This window comes from Pirellulales bacterium, from assembly GCA_019694455.1.
GTDB lineage: Bacteria > Planctomycetota > Planctomycetia > Pirellulales > JAEUIK01 > JAIBBY01.
Window position 1 is genome coordinate 83,697 of record JAIBBY010000005.1, and the last position, 17,560, is coordinate 101,256.

The window sequence follows — 17,560 nt, forward strand, 5'->3', positions numbered from 1 at the left end:
AATCGACTTGCGATAGCAGCAAGGTGCATATACAAATATACACCATCCAGGGAGCGAGCCGAACGATGCAACGCACTGCGACGACGCAAGAACGCCTTGATGTGTTTGTTGAGGAGTTTTTGGGAACTTTTGGAATGGAGGAGCCCCCCATCAACGCTTTTGCTTGCGCTGAGAGGCTGGGATTGACGGTAGCTCGCGACGTTTCGCAAGCATCGCGCGGCCGAATCGCTAAAGCGGGCTCGACAGGAATGGCCGTATTACTGGCAGACGAACCGCGCCCGGAACGGCAACAATGGACGGTGGCGCACGAGATTGGCGAACACTTGGCGCCCGATTTGTTGGCGCTTTGCGAATTGAGCGCAGCCGATCACCCACGAATGCGCGAGGATTTGGCGAACCAGTTCGCCAGCCGGTTGCTGCTACCCGCAGTTCGATTCCAGGAAATTGGCGGCCAATGGGATTGGGATTTATTGCGGCTCAAGGGCGTTTTCAGCACCGCCAGCCATGAATTGATCGCCCGGCGAATGCTCGATTTTGGTCCGGTATGCGTGATCACGATTTTCGATCACGGCCGGCTGAGCTGGCGTTTGGGGCGGCAGGGGCGATGCTGTCCCTTGTCGCACGAGGAACGTGAGACGCAGGCGGACGTTCATCGTTTGTCATTGGCGCGCGCATGGCGGGGAGAGTCATTGCGCGTGCGCGGCTGGCCGGTCCATGAGCCGGCCTGGAAGCGGGAGATATTGCGGACCGAATCCGCATCTTGGGACGACTGACGAAGATTTAAGCGCCGACTACTCCTCGAAGCGTATTTCGCGAATTTCAAACCGCAACTTGCCGGCGGGGACGTCGATTTCGACCTTGTCGCCGATTTTGTGACCCACCAGACCTTGCGCGAGCGGGCTGCTGAAGAGGATTTTGCCTGAGTCGTAGTCTTCTTCACCGGCGCCGACGAGGATGAAAGTTTCCTCATCGCCAAATTCCAGGTCTTTGACGACGACGGTGGCGCCGAAGGAGACCTCGCTCTTGTTGACATTTGCGGTATCGATGATCTGCGCGCGATTGAGCTTGTCGCGCAGTAGATTGATCTTGGCTTGCAGCATGCCTTGCGTTTCGCGGGCGCCGTGATATTCGGCGTTTTCGCGCAAGTCACCCTCGGCGCGAGCAGTGGCGATTCGTTCGGCGGCCTTGGGCATTTCCACCTGCTCCAGATGGTCGAGCTCGGCCTTGAGCTTGTCGTAGCCCTTGCGGGTCATGTAGATCGCTTCGGACATGCGGGGCACCCTTGAGCGGAACGAGCGAGCGCGAAAAAAATGCGGCCTCCCCCGGGGAGGCCGCACAACTATTTTGCCCTGACGAGAGGAAATGTAAAGAGATTTTCACCTAATGGCCGGCCACAGTGCGATCTTCCGGCAGGTACAGCAATCGGCCGCAACTCTTGCAGAACACCACATGGCTGAGGCACAGCGAGTTATACATATTTGGAGTGATCTGTCGGTGGCAGCCCGTGCAAAACTCGCCTTCGACTTGCGCCATTCCTTCTGACCCCTTAGAGCGAATGATGCGATCGTAGTCGGCGCGGACATCGGGAGGCAAGCGATCCTCGGCGAGCTTGAGCTCGGCTTCCAAGCGATGGACCTCGCTGATGAGGCCATCTTGCTTGGCTTGCACCGATTGCTTGGAGCCTGCAAGGTCTTCGCGGCCCTTGGTCAGATTCTGCTTCGCTTCGGCAATTGAGGCTTCGATCTGATCGCACTTTTCCAGTGCGTCGAGGATTTCATCGGCCAGTACGCTGTTCGCCATTTCGGAAGCGGCGATCTGTTCCTTGAGCAATTGATACTCTTTGTTGGACTTGGCCTGATTCTGTTTGATTTGGAGATCGCGGATCTTGGCTTCGTCGGACTTGAGTTGCAGTTGCTTTTGATCGGCGGCGACGCGCGCGGCTTTGGCGTCGGCCTGGACCTGTGCCAAGGCTTGTTCGAGTTTGATGACCGTGGCATCGCGAGCTTTTACTTGTCGCGGTCCACGTTCGACGCGATCTTTCAGATCGCTGAGTTGCTGGTGCAGGCGGTGCAGTTCCCGCAACGTGTCGGCTGTAACGCTCATCGGATTGGAATGGTTCCTCTTGGAAGTGCCTAGCGTGTCGCCATCTGACTCCATTCTACCGACTGGGAGAAATCTTGCTTGAGAATTGCCAGGAACACACAGAGCCGCCCAACTCGCGTTGGGCGGCTCTATACGGATTGATCCACCGACCATGCCGAACTGCCGGTAGAAGGCGTAATTGGCGAGTACGCGGGACGTTAGCTGGCAATTCCCTCCAAGAAGCCTTCGAGCTGCTTGCTCCGCACTGGGTGCTGGAGCTTGCGCACCGCCTTGGCCTCGATCTGACGAACGCGTTCACGGGTAACCCGGAAGATGCGGCCCACCTCCTCCAAAGTGTAGGTGTAACCGTCTCCCAAACCATACCGTAGGCGAATGATTTCTCGCTCACGGAAGGTGAGGGTCTTGAGCATGGCCTCGATCTTCTCGCGAAGCATGCCTTGCGCGGCCGAACTGAGGGGGCTTTGACTGCCGGAATCCTCAATGAACTCGCCAAAGGAGCTGTCTTCGCTTTCGCCAACTGGCCGATCGAGACTGACCGGATGGCGGCCAATGTTCATCACGCGGCGGACTTCATCCAAGGTGAGCCCGGCGGCAATCGCCGTCTCCTCGGTGGTGGGTTCGCGTCCCAACTCCTGCAACAAACGCTTCGAAACGTTGCGCAAGCGAGAGAGGACCTCGATCATATGCACCGGAATGCGGATGGTGCGAGCTTGATCGGCGATCGCGCGAGTGATCGCCTGGCGAATCCACCAGGTGGCATAAGTGGAGAATTTGAAACCGCGCCGGAATTCGTACTTGTCCACGGCTCGCATGAGTCCCGTGTTGCCTTCTTGGATGAGATCCAAAAAGCTGAGGCCGCGGTTGCGATATTTCTTGGCGATCGACACAACAAGGCGAAGATTGCCGCCGGAGAGGTCGCGCTTGGCTTGCTCGTAATCACGGAACAACTCGCGCATCGTCTGGCAGCGGCGGCGGAGACTGGCGGGACTCTCTTGGGTGATAAGCACGAGGTCTCGCAGTTCCTTGCGAAGATTAGCTCGCTCATCCTTTGCCGAGGGCTGGTCGGACAAGCGGGCCAACTTGGACTTGATCAACTCCATGCGCTGCGCGATTTCGTCCAGTTTACGGATCAAGGGCTGCACACGGCGCGTGCGGAGACTGAGTTCCTCGACCAACGTGAGCGCCTTGAGGCGTCGGCTGAAGAAGCGAGCCAGTGCGGCCACACGTTCCGCGCGCGGCAACTTACGACTGATGATTTGATGGAAGTCGCGGGCGTTCGCATCCAGTAGATGCCGCAGCGTCTTCAGATTGTGCGGCATTCGGGCGCTAATCTGCTCCTTGGTGAGCTGCTCGGTAAGCGACACTTTAATAGTGCGATCGAACGGCAAGAGGCCTTGATGAACCTTTTCCAAGGTTTCGACCGTAGCCTGCATGGCAAAGTTGCACGACAACACCGCGCGGCGGAAGCGACGGCGCGTCTTTTCGATGCGGGTGGCCAGCGCGATCTCCTGACTGCGTTCGAGCAGCGGGATCTCGGCCATTTGGGTCAAGTAGAGGCGAACCGGGTCGTCGCTCCATTTTTCCACTTCGCCGACGAACGCGGGAGCAGCCTCCTCAGCGGCCAGTTCCTCTTCAACTTCACGGCTCTCGACGCGATCGGGGCGCGACTCGTCGCCCAACGGAGCATCAACCGCTTCGGCGACGATTTCGATGCTTTGCTCGTCCAGCGCGGCGAGCACCGCCTCGAGCTTGTCGGGATGGATCACATCGTCGGGGAGGAAATCGTTGACCTGATCGAACGTCAGGTAACCTTGCGATTTCCCGAGCGTGATTAATTCTTGCAGGTCTTTTTCAGACAGTTCCACCTGCGTCTCCTTAGAGCGCGTGCGCGCTACCCTGTCCTGATTATGGTCTGGCCGAGCAGCGCGCGGCAACGCGCGACCAAGCCAATCCACGGCCCGCATCCTCATCCATCCGTGGAGTCGGAAATGCAGTGCCGGGCGCGTCCCTGCTCGATGGCATCTAGCAAAAAACGCACCCCTTCCTGATCGTCGACGCGCCGCTCCCGCAAGGCGGTGAGCCGCTCGCGACGCTGATCATCCTCTAGACGTCGGCCCACCCTTTGGAGCACCTGCTCCAAACGTTCGCCGCCGCCCCCTGGGGTCTTTGACTGGCCCGCTTCGTCCAAGTCGACCAGCAGGCTTTTTATTTCCGGCTCATCGAATTCGAGAAGCAGTCGTTGAAAATCGATCTGCCCTTCTGTCTCCAAGACATCGTGGCAGACTTGCACAATTTCTCGGCACGTGGCCGATTCAAAATGATCGGGACCAATCACTTGCAACACACGCGGGGCCTCGAACGGTTGTCCGACTAACAACTCAAGCAACTCGCGCTCCCACGCCGCCAGCGGCTGGAGCGATGGCGTATCGGCTTGGGTCTTCGTCAGCCGCGATGACGCATGGCCAGCGCCGCGGAGCGTGGCCAAGCGCTGTCGCAAAACGTCTTCTGGCAATTCGAAGACGCGCGCCAAGCGATGAACCACTTGTTCTTCACGCAGCCGCCGGGCGGTCGCGCTGTTGCTGGTCAATCGCGGTGCTTTTGCAAGTGTGCCCAGGATTTCCTCCACAGCTTGGTGGGCCGCATGCGCCCCGCGCGCGGCGCCGAGTCGCGTAACGTGCGAAAGTTGATGTTCCAGCGCGTCGGCGGCCCTCTCCAGCAGTTCGCTAAAAGGCTCCGCGCCGCGCTGCTGTAGAAAATCGCATGGATCGAGCGATTGAGGCAAGGCCAAAACTCGCACATTCACTTCGTTGGCGACAAAAAGCTCTAGCACTTCGTTGGTGCGGCGTTGGCCGGCTTCGTCGCCGTCGAGCACTAGCACGATTTCTTCCGCATAACGCCGGAGCAGGCGAATGTGCCGCTCGCCGAGCGCCGTGCCCAACACGGCCACCGTATTGGCAAAACCGCATTGATGGGCCACGATCGTGTCGGTATAGCCCTCCATCACCAGCACACGCTTCGATTTCGCGATCGCGTCGCGAGCCACGTCGAGTCCGTAAACCAAACTGCTTTTGGAAAACAGGGGGGTCTCGGGAGAGTTGATGTATTTGGCGGGCGCATTTTCGGCGAATTCGGGCAAGATCCTGCCGCCGAGCGCCACGGGGCGCCCTTGAGGATCGCGAATGGTGAACAGGACTCGACCACGGAACCGATCGTAAAAACCGCTGGCGCCGTCGCGGCGCACCGCCAACCCGACCGCTTCCAAATATTTGTGCTGCACCGAGTTGGCCGATGCGCGATCGAGCAGCCAGCTCCAACGATCGGGAGCGAATCCGAGTTGATATTTACGGATACTTTCGGGCTGGATTCCGCGCTCTTCGAGGTAAGCCCTGGCCGCGGCCGCTTCGGGAGATTCCAAGAGATATCGATGATATTGCTCGGCAGCCCAGGCCATCACTTGGTAGAGGCGCCGCTTAGTGTCTTGTTCTTCGGCTGGCGCACCGGGCATGGCGCCGCGTTTGGGAAGCGTGATGCCAGCACGATCGGCCAAGAGCTGCAGCGCTTCGGGAAACGGGACATTCTCCATCTTCATGATGAAGCTGAAGGCGTCGCCTCCGATATCGCAAACCCAGCATTTGAACGATTGCCGCTCGGGATTCACTTGTAGGCTGGGGCGAGAATCGTCATGCCAGGGGCAGAGCGCGACGTAGTTGCGACCACTGCGGCGCAATTGCAGATATTGCCCGACAAGATCGACAATGTCGACCGCACGGCGCACTGCGTCCTTGGCATCAAACGAATAGTCGTGTGACACCGACTGCTCCGAGAATTGAGAAGGATGTACGAGCGGCTCGTAGAAGGGACAGCGAGCCCGCGCGATAAGCACCCCTCCGTGGGTCGACCTGTTCCGGGGGCATCGGAGGAGCCGATGCCGTAAGACGCGCGGATTATAAGAGTGCCGGAAAAATGGGTCAAGCGCGCATGATGCGGCGGCCAACACAAGCTACCACGTTGAATAAATTGCGGCGCTAGCACGATAAAAATCGGCTTGACTTTCCGCCCAGCGGTGCGCTATTTGAGCTGTGGTAGTTGCGTGGGCCGGGTGCCAACTTTGATTTCGACCTTCTGTTCCTCGCGACCGCGGATGATCAGCGCGGTGACGCTGGTGTGGATCGCCGTGCCGGCCACCTTGAGGGTTAGGTCGCTGGCGTCTCGCACCGGCGCGCCGTCCCACTTAATGATGACATCGCCATCCTTGAGTCCTGCCTGATCGGCGGGCGAATCTGGGACGACGCGGGCAATGACCGCGCCAGTTGTCCCGCGTACGCCAAGCTGGTCGGCTAACTCGGGCGTCAGATCTTGTGGCTGGACGCCCAGCCAGCCACGCGCCACGCTGCCCGATTTGCGCAACTGATCAAACACTTCTCGCGCCATGCGACTTGGGATAGCGAAGCTGATCCCTTGATACGCTTCCCCTACAATGGCGGTGTTAATGCCCACAATCTCGCCGGCGAGATTCACCAAGGGGCCGCCGCTGTTGCCAGGGTTCACTGCGGCGTCGGTTTGCAGAAAGTCTTGATAGAGGTTTTGCCCGATGCCGTGGCGGCCTTTGGCGCTGATGATGCCCGCAGTGACCGTACGGTCGAGTCCGTAGGGATTGCCGATGGCGAGCACCCAGTCGCCGACTTGCACCTGGTCGCTGTCTCCCCAGACGGCGGGGATCAAGCTGTCGGCATCGATCTTGAGCACGGCCAGATCGGTGGCGGCATCGGTGCCTATGATAGTGACTTCGCGAATTTCGCGCCCATCACTGAGACGCACACGCAGCCCGCTGGTCTGAGCGATGACATGAAAGTTGGTGAGGATATAGCCTGACTTGTCGATGATCACCCCAGAACCCTGGCCGCTGAGGCGGCGCGGCGCGAAGAAATAGGCCATTTCATCGCCGATGGGTCGCGCGCCGCGGATGATTTGCTCGGTATCAATGTGCACCACGCTGGGACCAATGCTTTGCGCAACCAATCGAAATGACTCGGTGGTGTTTTTGAATTCCCCAATGGCTTTGCGGGCAACTTCGACATCGGCCTGCTGACGTCCGAGCGTGGCGCGATACATGATTTGTTGGGTAAGGTACGGAGAGGCAATCGCCAGCACTAATAGTGTCAGCAAGAACAACAACCCCGAGCAGCCAAAGCGGGTTGGCGGAGGGTCGCGAAACGGGTCGTACGCATTACCAGCCATGGATCCCAACCTGCATCAGCCAACCAAACGCCCGAGCTTTCCGTGCTGCTAGTATAGATGGCAGTCAACTGCGCGAGTAGCAAACGGGCAACTTGGTTTCAGCGGAAATGGCCTCTACACTTTGAAATCGCAAGCTCGCACTGCCCTCCAACACCGCGCCGCGATGATTCGCACTGGACCGTCACGATATTTTCCGCCGGCGGCTTCGGCCGGTAGTGATGGCCTGTTGCTGATCGGCGGCAGCCTGAGCGCGGATTGGCTGATCGACGCGTACACACACGGCATCTTTCCCTGGCCAAGCGGCACGGTGCTGGCGTGGTGGTCGCCTGACCCTCGCGCAATTCTAGAGCCGGCGGAACTGCACGTACCGCGCCGGCTTGAGCGGACAATTCGCAGTGGGCGATTTCGCGTCACAATGAACCAGGAGTTCTCACAAGTGATCGGCGGTTGCGCTACCGCGCAATGCCGCGCGCGGCACACTTGGATCACGCGCCCCTTGCGTCTAGCCTACGAGCATCTTCATAAATTGGGACACGCGCATAGCGTGGAGGTTTTTCGCGAAGACCAATTGGTAGGCGGGGTCTATGGGGTCGCCATTGGCGGGATGTTCTCCGCTGAGTCGATGTTTCATCGCGAGACCGACGCCTCGAAAGTCGCCTTAGTTGCCTTGGTTCGGCACTTGCGAGATCAGGGCTTTGGCCTAATCGACATCCAGCAACTCAATGCCCATACGGCGCGGTTTGGCGCCAAGACCATTCGACGCTCCGAGTATCTGGGAAGACTGCAACTGGCGCTTCGGCTGCCGGTGGCTTTTGCCGGCGTCGACTCCTCAAGGGGGTGAGTTTGGCTTTGTGAAGTTTGCTCGTGCTACGCAGTTTGGTCTCTCGATTGCTATCGACTCGCGATATTGGCACGGATACCCACGATTGAGCCGGTTTTTCCGGCTTGCGGGCGATTGTAAGGATTGCCGGCCATTGTCCGTAAATGGTCTAGCTGCCCAATAGTGGCACGTACCAATTGCGGCTTCTATCCTATTAGGTAAACCCCTCATAAGAAGGGCTTGTGGACCATGAGACTTATTTCGCGTGATCTTCTCTTGAGCGGGGCAATTGGCCTCACAGTGCTTTCGATCGCCCTTTTGAAGGCGCCGTTTAGTTGGGCACAGCCGCCTGCCGCGCCGCCCGCCGGCGGAGGGCAAGGCGCGCAGGACGAAGCACCGGCGCCCGAGGCGCCAACGGCCGACCCGTCCACCGCGCCAGCGCAACAGCCAGCGCCGACCGGCGCACCGGACCTTCAGGCGACGGCACAAAATCAGCAGCCGGCGTTTTTTGTACATGCCGAATTGACGCGTCCGACAAACGATTTTCGCGAGGGCGATAGCTTGTCGGTGCGCGTGCGCTGCGAGATCGACGCGTATCTGTATGTGTTGTACCAGCAGGCCGATGGCGAGGTGTTTCAAATCTTCCCGAACAAGATTCAACAGCAAAACAAGATTGTCGCCAAACAAGAGGTGGTGATTCCCGCCAGCGACGATTTGTTTCGCTGGAAGGTGGGACCGCCGTTCGGCAAGGAGGTAGTAAAGGTTGTGGCCTGCAAAGTCCCGGTGGACGAGCTAGCGGAGCCAACGACGCGCGCCAAGAACTTTAACCCAATCACAAAGAGGCAACTCAAAGACGCCGCGGGACAGATCGCGCAGATGCAACCGAGCGATTGGGCCGAAGTCGACCTGGAGCTCTACACCTACGCCGCTAGCGCCGCGCCAGCGCCCCAAGGGGCCAAGCGGATCGGCGTCTTCTTTGGGGTTTCGGAACATCAATTCGACGCGCAACAACGCGCGGGGACCAAAAAACGTGGCAAGGAACGCGGCCTCAACCTGCGGGCGGCCGCGAAGGACGCTCAAGCGCTGGGCACGATTCTGCGCGAAATAGGCGGGCTGAATCAAGCGAGAATCTTCATGAACGAGCAAGTGACGCGCGCCACCGTTGAAGAAGTGATTACTCGCTGGTTGCCGTCGGTGTCCAAGCCGGGAGACACGGTGATCATTCACTACTCGGGGCACGGTAGCCAGATTGCCGATGACAATGGCGACGAAACGCGCGATCAGCAGGACGAGGTGCTGGTGCCGTATGACCTGGTCAATCCGCTCATATTGGAAGAACTGCTGACAAGCGAGGGACAACTTGATGGCCCCACCGCGCAGCGCGCCGCGGAGTTGCTGCAACTCGCCCGGCAGAATCCCAACAAGGAGTGGGACGCGCTGGTGCGGGCTACTGGCATATCAGACGATCTGTTTGGCCGCTGGCTGCAGAATTTGAATGGCCGTCAGGTCGTGGTGATCCTTGACACCTGCCACAGTGGCGGCTTCGCGACGGCGGAAAAAGGACTCCCCACGCGGGGCGGCGCTGGATTCGATTTTTTGGAAGGCGAGTTGACGCGACTCAAGGACATTGGCGCTCAAGATCAGGCAATGCTATCTGCGGCGATGACCGATGAGCTTGCGATGGAGCATTACTCGGGGGAGTTTGGTCTGCTCACAGGCTATCTCTTAAAGAGCTTGGTGGACATCAAGGGGCCGGTGAAGTTGGAAGACTGTCACGCGTACTGCGAGCGCGAGTTTCCCAAGTACTTTGAGATGGTCAATCAGGCGCTGGAGCAGGAAGGAAGCAGCGAACGAGTGAAACCGCATCACGCGTTCCTCACAAACAGTTGCTCGCGTCCGGTGTTCCTCAAGCCGTGATTTCGAAATGGGCGTATCGACCATGCGCTATCAGAAAGCGACGCGCACTTGGGGGCTTGTCATCTGGGCGCTCGTCTCGCCGCTGGCGGCCCGCGCGCAAACCACCGACAACCTGAAAACCGAACTGGATGAATTCAGTCGCCTGTTGGCGGCTAAACAATGGGTGGATGTCGAACGGCAAGCGCACCACCTGGTGCGCACCGCCGATCGAGTGCTGGCCGGACAACCAGAAAAGTTGGCTGGCTACTACGACCTGATTGGCGCGCTCTACGCGCAACACGAGGTGTACGACAACGCGGAAGAATTCTATCTGCGCGGCGTGCAGTTGCATCACGCGGCCAACTCCTATTGGCAAACGGTGACCGCCGATGCCTATTCGGGATTAGGCGATGCGCGCTACTATCAGGCCAAGTACCTGCCGGCGATCGAAGCGTATGAACGGACATTGCAGATCCGCGAACGCCTGCTGGGAAAGCAGGATTTGACAACGGCGACCAGTTATCGCGATATCGCCTGGTGTTGGTACAAAGCGGACGACAATGCCAAGGCAGCGCAGAATTTTCAGCAGTGTTTTCAGATTCGCGCCCAGGTCTTGGGCGCCGAGCACCCCAGCACTCTGAATATTCTGAGCGAATTGGCCGACGCGCGCTACTTCGAGGGCCAATATGATGTGGCCCTGCAACTATATGGAAAGGCGCGCGCCGGCTACGAAAAGCAGTCGGACAGTTGCCGCGCGGAATTGGCCAAGTCGTTGCGCGACGAAGGGCTTACGCTAGAACAACTGCGCCGCATGGAGGAGGCGGAAGAAAAATATCGCCAGGCGATCGAACAGCAAAGCGCGGTGGAAGAACCCGATCCGGCAAGGACGTCCGGGATGATGCGCTGCTTGGCCGATCTGCTAGAAGACAAACTCCAATTCGCCGAATCAGAAAAGTGGTATCGCGCGGCGCTGTCGATCGCCGAGAATGAACTGGGCGACGATCACATCGACACCGCAACTTGCCTCAATGGCCTGGCCGGTTCCTGGTACGAGCAAGGACGCTACGCCGAAGCCGAGCCGCTTTATCGGCGCTCGCTCGAGATCCGCGAGGCGCAGGACGAGCCCGATTCATTGTCTATCGCGTTGGCCTGCACCAACCTGGCGGGGGTCTATTTTCAGCAGAGCCGCTACCAACTGGCGCATCCCCTTTTTCGACGAGCGCTGGAGTTGCGACAGGAAAACCTGCCCGAAGACGATCCGCTGATTGCCGAGGCCCTCAACAACCTGGGAGTCGTGTTGCGTACGCAACGGCGCGTCGAGGAGGCGTTGCCGCTGTATGAGCAAGCGCTGGCGATCCGGCAGGCCAAACTTGCTGCCGATGATCCTCTGGTGGCGGGCAGTCTCGAGAACCTGGCCAACTTGCAGAGCGAACTGGGGCACAACGACGCGGCGGAAAAATACTTCGTGCAAGCGCTGGCGATCTACCGCCAAGCGCACGGCGAGACGCATCCCGATGTTGCCGGATGCTTGGCTCGATTAGCCGATCTGCGCTATAACCAAGGACAACCAATCGAGGCCGAAGCGCTGTCGAAACAAAGCCTGACGATTTTCGAGCAGACGCTCGGACAGGCGCATCCGCGGCTGGCAAGTTCGCTATACGATCTGGCCTGGTTTCAACTGGAGGGAGACCGCGCCTCCGAGGCGCTCGCCACGCTGGATCGCGCGGTGGATATCACGCGGCAGGCGGCTGTGTCCGCGCACGACGCCTTTACCATCTATTCGCTCCGCGGGAAGTGTCATTGGACGCTCGATCAACGCCCTGACGCAGTGCGCGACTTACAACACGCCATGGAATTGGCCGAACAACAGCGCGAGCAAACCTCCGGCGGGGAGCTAGAGCGGGCAAGTTTTTTCGCTCGGTTCTCCAGTGTGTTCGATTTGATGGTCGAGTGGCAGTCGGAATTGGGAGACCTCGAACTCGCGCTTAATGCGATTGAAAGATCGCGCTCGCGGTCGCTGCTCGACGAAATTGGCCTCTTGGGCGCCGACCTGACCGCCGGGCAAACCGGCAGTAGCCAGCAACAAATGCGCGAAGCGGCGGATCAATTGCGCGAGCAATTGAGGTCTCTCGAAGCCCAATTAGCGGCGGTGCTCAAGCAGCCTGCGAACGACGAAACTGCGGCGGAGCGAACCAGAATCGGGGCGGCCATTCAGCGGACCCAAGAATCGCTGTATCGCAATTATCGCGATGCGCGAACATCGAGCGAGGTATATCGCAACAAACTAGCAGACAGCGCGCGGCTGTCCGAACCGCTCTCGCTGCGCGACGTGCAACGCAAATTGCTGGGGCCGAAGACGCTGCTCTTGGTGTACCACATTGGCAGCGATGCCGGCTATCTGCTCACGGCCCGCGCCAACTCGGCCCGGCTCGACGCGTTGTCGCTCGACGACGCCGCAGCGCAATCGCTGGGCGTGGAGGCGGGACCACTAAACTATGATCGCGTGCAGCAAATACTACTTTCCGATAACGGCGTGATGCAGGCACTGGCCAGGCCCAAGACAGCAGTGGGGGCCGTGCCCTATTTGTCGGCGCTGTGGGGAGTATTGATCGGCGATGCGGAGCGCCAATCAATTGTAGCTGGCGAGATTGAACGACTAATCGTGGCGCCGAGCGGACCTCTGTCGCTACTGCCGTTCGAAGCGCTGGTGACGGCGCCAGGGGGGACGCCAAAGTATTTGCTCGACGTGGGGCCGCCGATTTCGTACGCACCCAGCGTGACGGTGCTCGACGCATTGCGGATTCGACCAGCCGTGGACCTGGAGGCCGAATGGGAGCCGGTGCTGACGCTGGGGGATCCGTCCTACGCAGCGGAGGGGGCCGATATCACTGCCGAAGAAGCGTCGCGGGCAGTGCTGCTGCGCAATCGGTTGACGCCGCTTCCGCATTCCGGAGTCGAGTCGCAATGGGTGAGCGAGGTGTTCCAGAAGTCGGGCATGACGGCGGTGCAATTGCGCGGCGCGGAAGCGACCGAAGGATACTTGCGAGAGTATGGCCCGGGGCGGCGCATCCTGCATCTGGCGTGTCACGGTTTTGCCGACCAGTCGTATGGCAACGTGTTCGGCGCTTTGGCTTTGGCGCGTCCGGCGGAAGGAGAGTTCGATCCGTCGGACGATGGCATGTTGACTTTGGGGGAGTTGTACGAACTGGACCTGCGGGGGTGCGAGTTGGCGATCTTGAGCGCGTGCCAGACGAATTTCGGTCCACAGCAACAAGGGGAAGGGGTGTGGGCGCTTTCGCGGGGGTTCTTGGTGTCTGGAGCGCGGCGCGTGGTGGCCAGCAACTGGGTGGTCGACGACGAGGCAGCGGCCAGCCTGGTGAGCTATTACTGCGGCGCACTGGCCAAATCGGCGGTGGAACAGCGGCCGCACGACTATGATTTGGCGCTGCGCGATGCAAAACGTTGGATTCGGAGTCAGAAACGCTGGGAGTCGCCGTATTACTGGGCGTCGCTGGTGCTCGTCGGCCCGCCGTGATCCGCCGTGGTTCGCGACGAACAGGGCTAGTTATCGGTCGCCAGCTTGAACTCATAACGAAAAAGGCACAGTTATGTCTCAAATCTTTACCAAACGCTTTGGGCGGCTGCTTACCAGTCTCGGCGCCACCGTGTTAGCGCTGGCCACGGCCACGGTTGCCTGCGGCCAAACCTCGCTACCGTATCCGGAATACAACCCCAACAACGATCCACCACGCGAAGACGCGCACCTACACGCAATCTTGATCGGCTGCGAGCGGTACCAGAACTTTCCCGAGTTGCGCTTTTGCGTGAACGACTGCACACAATTGGCGAAGACGCTCAATGAACGCGGCGGTTACTCCGCCTACAACGTGACTCTAGTTGTTGATAACGCCCAGTTTCCAACGGAAGGACCAGTCCGCGCGACGGTTATGCGCTCGCTGGAACAGAAATTCAGCGAGCTCAAGGCTGACGATCAGGTGCTGGTGTTTTTCAGCGGCCACGGCTATCGCGACCCCGATGGCAGCCTCTATTTGTGCACGCTAGATTTTGACGCCGAACGTCCCGCCGAGACGGGAGTGCCGGTGTCTTGGCTGCGCGATCAATTGGCCGCCTGCCCAGCTAAGTTAAAGCTGCTGGTGCTCGATGCCTGCCACGCGGGCTCGGAGAAGGGCGCCAGCGAGAAGAGCGTGCCGTCGAAGGACCTGGGCGAGCCATTCCGCGATATTGCGGGAGTGGTGACGCTGGCCAGCAGCGCCGCGGAGGAAAAGAGCCAGTTGTGGGAGGAGAAAGAGCAATCGCTGTTCACTTACTGGCTCAATCAAGGATTGAAGGGGCACGCCGACGAGAACGGCGACAGCGAAGTGGATATTGACGAACTGAACAAATACGTGCATCGCAACGTGACGCATGTGGCGAAGGAGAAGTTCAATCGCGTGCAGACGCCGGTGCGCATTTTACGATCGACGCCGGGTTCGCCCGTGGTGCTGCGGCTCAGCGCGTTGTCGCTCAAACAAATGTTGTCCGACATCGCCGACCAGCTTTCTTGGGCGATCGAGGACCAGAAGCTGGAGAAGGTGGCGGTTTTCGACTTCACCACCGAGACGAGTTTGGGCGAGGTGTTGGGCGCTAATTTTGGCATGTTGGGCAAGCGCTGCGCCTCGGATCTGGAGCAATTGTTGATTCAGCGCGGACGTGGCGCCTTCAGCGTGATCGATCAGCGGCGACTGCAAGCAGTGCTCAAGGAGCGCAAGTTCCAGGTGGCCGATCTTGGGTCGGATAAGGCGATGCAAGACCTTTCCAGGACGCTCGGCGACCTACCCGCCACCGCGTTGGGGATGCTCCGCAACCGCAATGGCCGAGAGATCACGCTGCAATGTCGCGTGGTGAACACGCAGGATGGCTCGATCATCGCCTCGGCCGGCGGCGTGGCCATGCTGACGCCAAGCCAATGGGCTGAGCTAGGGCACAGCGCGAATATCATCCATGAGCAACAGGAAGAGCTTGCCCCGTCGCCAGACAACCAGCAGCAGGAGGAGCGCACGCAGGCGGAGCAGATAGTGTACGACCTGGACAAGAAGTCGAAGCAGGAGCATCCACTTGCCGATCCAAACACGCCGTTTCGGGTGAAGTTCATGGTTGGCGGAAAAGAACGCAAGGGGAAGTTTCACGGCAACGATTATCTGATCCCGGTAAAGAAGGGGGAAGTGTATGAATTGGAAGTTGAGACCCGCTACGAATACCCGGTGATCATGCGACTGTTGGTCGACGGCTTGAACACGCTGCCGGAGGCCGAAACCGGCGAAAAGGGAGTGAAAACCTACGCGGTGGCGAAACGAGTGGACCTGGAAGAAGCTCGCTGGTGGCTGCTTGATCCGGCGGTGTCCAAGCGATTCTCAGTGCGCGGATTCGTGACCGAAACTGGTACTCAAGGCAAGATGCGGCGATTCACGGTGGTGGACGGGGAAGAGTCGGTCGCAGCGCGACAGAACTTCACAGAGCAATTGGGCTACATCACCGTGGCGTTCTACGCGGCGGACAGTGGGCCCCGCGCGGCCGGCAGTTCGATTGGCAGCGCGGGCACTGGCTTTGGCGAAGAGATTCAACAAGACCTTGCGGAGGCCAGCAACTTTTCCCTTGGCAAGTTGCTGGCAGTGATGAATCTACGATACGCCAGCCCCGAGGCAATCGAGGTGGCAGTGAACCAACCGCCCGACGCGCCGGCGCCCGCCCCGCAGAACTAAAGCGACGACTGAGGCCCCGATCAACCAACCGGCCCACTTCATCGAATGCAGATGGGGTGGGCCTTTGTTGTTTCACGGCAGCAGATTGCGCGGGAAGGGGCGCGTGAATCGCGCCAACCGGCGCCTGAGTTCTGCCAGATCTTGGGCGGCGTCGACCACGGCAATCAGCTTGGGACTGGCGGCCTGCAATCGCGCAAACTGCTGAATAGTGGCCAGTGGAGTGTTTGTCGGCAAATCGGGCGCGATTCGAGGCCTGAGCCATGTTTCACCAAGACGGGTGAGGCGCAATTGGCCGGCGACGAAAACTGGCTCGACAAGCGCCCAATCGAGTGGCGACAGGCCGGCCGCTTCGATCGCTAGGGCTGCATCGGCATAGTGCAGTATGTATTGCGCGCAAGTTCGTTGGTTGCGATTCTCGTTCTTCAATTCTCCTTGCATTGTGGCGGGAACAAACGCCTCGACGACGAAGGGCTGTCGACCGAAGAAATCGAAATCGAGCACACGTTCAACCGCCGGATGGTTGAACTGCACCAGCGCTCGCGCCGCCTGCGATAGCAATTTGGGGTCGTCGTCGAATTGCGCCTTGGAGAGCGCGACCGATACCTCTTGAAACAGCACGGCGTGCGCGCCGCGATACACGATGTGCCAGTCGTCGTCTCGCAGCACTCCAGCGATGAAGTAGCGGCCAATGAACGCGGGGCGACCGGCGCCAGAACCGCTCGTCGCAACCGGCCTGCCAGCCGGCAGCACCAATCGCAGGGTGGAGACCTCCGCCTTGAGCGCGGCCAGCGCGCGCTGACAATCGGAGCATTGATCGACGTGAGCCCGCAGCTCAGCCGGGGCAACATCGTCGCTGGCCAGCGCCAAGAGATCGGACTCGTTGAGACAGTCAGCGTTCATTCGGCTACCGCCTCCTCGTACTGTTCCAGGCAACGACTACGCACTTCTTTCAGCACCCGCGCGGAGTTTTGATAGACCAGATTGGCGTTGACGCCAAGTTCGGCTGCGACCTCCGCGGCCGGTTTGCCCAGCAGTCCGTGCCGCTCGAATGAGGCCCACTTGTTGGGGTTAGTGGCCTCAATCTCGGCGCGAATTTCCTCGAGCACACGATTGAGGATCGCTTGCCGGTAGGCGGTGATCCAATCGTCGTCCTCTTCGCTGGCGGCGGCGATCTGGCGCAGGTCGACCTGGCCTTCATCATGCACTTTGGGCCGCTTGGAAGGCGTGGACTTGCCAAGATCGCTTTCGCCGGCCTGTCCGCTGGCGAATGCCTTGCGGCCGGGGACGCGATCCAGAATGGCATTGGTCGTGATTCGCCATAGCCAGGTGCGAAAGCGGCCACGGGCGTGATCGAGCCGAAAGCCCGGCAGCGTGCGGTAGAGTTTAATGAAGATGTCTTGGACAACCTCTTGGGCCTCGGCGTCGCCGTAGCCGAGACCACGGCGGCGACTGGAGCTTTTGACGTAACTCAACAGCAGAGGCTCGTAGACAGCGAAGAACTCTCCCCAGGCGTCGTTGTTCGCCGAATCACGAACTCGCTCGAGCAGGGTTTGCCGTGTCGTCGACATGGGTCGGAAACGCGTGTATCGGAAGCGATTGGGGAGGAGCAATGCGGAGCGATTGAGTTCATAATGTACTCGCCCCAATGAGGGGTTGGCACGATTTTCTTGCTGGCCGCTATCAGAAAATGTCAGAGGCTACGGGGACCAGCCGTATCAACAGGGGGCGGACAGGCGCGCAGCAT

The 17,560-nt window shown here is 59.7% G+C and carries 12 protein-coding genes; 5 read left to right on the plus strand and 7 right to left on the minus strand.

The genetic code is table 11. The features are described 5' to 3' along the window. Nucleotides 1-65: 65 nt before the first annotated feature. Nucleotides 66-773, plus strand: a complete 708-nt coding sequence (locus tag K1X71_03945; protein MBX7072276.1) for an ImmA/IrrE family metallo-endopeptidase — start codon at nt 66-68, stop codon at nt 771-773. A gap of 18 nt (nt 774-791) precedes the next feature. Here K1X71_03945 and greA read toward each other — a convergent pair whose 3' ends face one another. From greA to K1X71_03970, 5 genes are all read right to left on the minus strand, one after another. Beyond that, complete coding sequence (greA, locus tag K1X71_03950; protein ID MBX7072277.1) at nt 792-1,271, minus strand: transcription elongation factor GreA; 480 nt, start codon at nt 1,269-1,271, stop codon at nt 792-794. 109 nt (nt 1,272-1,380) lie between these two features. Further along, complete coding sequence (locus K1X71_03955; protein MBX7072278.1) at nt 1,381-2,103, minus strand: phospholipase; 723 nt, start codon at nt 2,101-2,103, stop codon at nt 1,381-1,383. A 197-nt stretch (nt 2,104-2,300) separates the two neighbouring features. Further along, the gene (locus tag K1X71_03960; GenBank protein MBX7072279.1) at nt 2,301-4,067 is read right to left on the minus strand and encodes a sigma-70 family RNA polymerase sigma factor; all 1,767 of its coding nucleotides are present in this window, start codon (nt 4,065-4,067) and stop codon (nt 2,301-2,303) included. 2 nt (nt 4,068-4,069) lie between these two features. Then, nucleotides 4,070-5,914 (minus strand): DNA primase, encoded by a 1,845-nt coding sequence (gene dnaG, locus K1X71_03965; GenBank protein ID MBX7072280.1) that lies wholly within the window; start codon nt 5,912-5,914, stop codon nt 4,070-4,072. A 257-nt stretch (nt 5,915-6,171) separates the two neighbouring features. Then, nucleotides 6,172-7,341, minus strand: coding sequence for a trypsin-like peptidase domain-containing protein (locus K1X71_03970; GenBank protein ID MBX7072281.1), 1,170 nt, complete (start codon nt 7,339-7,341; stop codon nt 6,172-6,174). A gap of 163 nt (nt 7,342-7,504) precedes the next feature. Here K1X71_03970 and aat point away from each other — a divergent pair, with 163 nt between their 5' ends. The 4 genes from aat to K1X71_03990 all read left to right on the plus strand — a co-directional run bounded on the left by aat (nt 7,505) and on the right by K1X71_03990 (nt 15,816). After that, nucleotides 7,505-8,182 carry a leucyl/phenylalanyl-tRNA--protein transferase gene (gene aat / locus K1X71_03975; GenBank protein ID MBX7072282.1) on the plus strand — a complete coding sequence of 226 codons (678 nt, stop codon included), beginning with the start codon at nt 7,505-7,507 and terminating at the stop codon, nt 8,180-8,182. Nucleotides 8,183-8,410: 228 nt separating this feature from the next. Further along, a complete protein-coding gene (locus K1X71_03980; GenBank protein MBX7072283.1) occupies nt 8,411-10,078 on the plus strand; it encodes a DUF4384 domain-containing protein in 1,668 nt (555 codons plus the stop codon). A 22-nt stretch (nt 10,079-10,100) separates the two neighbouring features. Further along, on the plus strand, nt 10,101-13,592 hold the full coding sequence (locus tag K1X71_03985; protein ID MBX7072284.1) for a CHAT domain-containing protein: 3,492 nt from the start codon (nt 10,101-10,103) through the stop codon (nt 13,590-13,592). A gap of 73 nt (nt 13,593-13,665) precedes the next feature. After that, nucleotides 13,666-15,816: a caspase family protein gene (locus K1X71_03990; GenBank protein MBX7072285.1), complete on the plus strand. Its 2,151-nt coding sequence runs from the start codon at nt 13,666-13,668 to the stop codon at nt 15,814-15,816. A gap of 72 nt (nt 15,817-15,888) precedes the next feature. On the opposite strand, the gene K1X71_03995 is transcribed toward K1X71_03990, so the two are convergent. Continuing rightward, nucleotides 15,889-16,716, minus strand: a complete 828-nt coding sequence (locus K1X71_03995; GenBank protein ID MBX7072286.1) for a hypothetical protein — start codon at nt 16,714-16,716, stop codon at nt 15,889-15,891. Continuing rightward, nucleotides 16,713-17,384 (minus strand): sigma-70 family RNA polymerase sigma factor, encoded by a 672-nt coding sequence (locus K1X71_04000; GenBank protein MBX7072287.1) that lies wholly within the window; start codon nt 17,382-17,384, stop codon nt 16,713-16,715. The genes K1X71_03995 and K1X71_04000 overlap by 4 nt, the downstream gene beginning before the upstream one ends. Nucleotides 17,385-17,560: the final 176 nt, after the last annotated feature.

Excerpts from the sequence above, each read along its gene's own strand:
- K1X71_03945 (MBX7072276.1), top strand. The coding sequence starts at position 66 with ATGCAACGCACTGCGACGACGCAAGAACGCCTTGATGTGTTTGTTGAG.
- greA (MBX7072277.1), bottom strand. The coding sequence starts at position 1,271 with ATGTCCGAAGCGATCTACATGACCCGCAAGGGCTACGACAAGCTCAAG.
- K1X71_03955 (MBX7072278.1), bottom strand. The coding sequence starts at position 2,103 with ATGAGCGTTACAGCCGACACGTTGCGGGAACTGCACCGCCTGCACCAG.
- K1X71_03960 (MBX7072279.1), bottom strand. The coding sequence starts at position 4,067 with ATGCGGGCCGTGGATTGGCTTGGTCGCGCGTTGCCGCGCGCTGCTCGG.
- K1X71_03970 (MBX7072281.1), bottom strand. The coding sequence starts at position 7,341 with ATGGCTGGTAATGCGTACGACCCGTTTCGCGACCCTCCGCCAACCCGC.
- aat (MBX7072282.1), top strand. The coding sequence starts at position 7,505 with ATGATTCGCACTGGACCGTCACGATATTTTCCGCCGGCGGCTTCGGCC.
- K1X71_03980 (MBX7072283.1), top strand. The coding sequence starts at position 8,411 with ATGAGACTTATTTCGCGTGATCTTCTCTTGAGCGGGGCAATTGGCCTC.
- K1X71_03985 (MBX7072284.1), top strand. The coding sequence starts at position 10,101 with ATGCGCTATCAGAAAGCGACGCGCACTTGGGGGCTTGTCATCTGGGCG.
- K1X71_03990 (MBX7072285.1), top strand. The coding sequence starts at position 13,666 with ATGTCTCAAATCTTTACCAAACGCTTTGGGCGGCTGCTTACCAGTCTC.
- K1X71_03995 (MBX7072286.1), bottom strand. The coding sequence starts at position 16,716 with ATGAACGCTGACTGTCTCAACGAGTCCGATCTCTTGGCGCTGGCCAGC.
- K1X71_04000 (MBX7072287.1), bottom strand. The coding sequence starts at position 17,384 with ATGTCGACGACACGGCAAACCCTGCTCGAGCGAGTTCGTGATTCGGCG.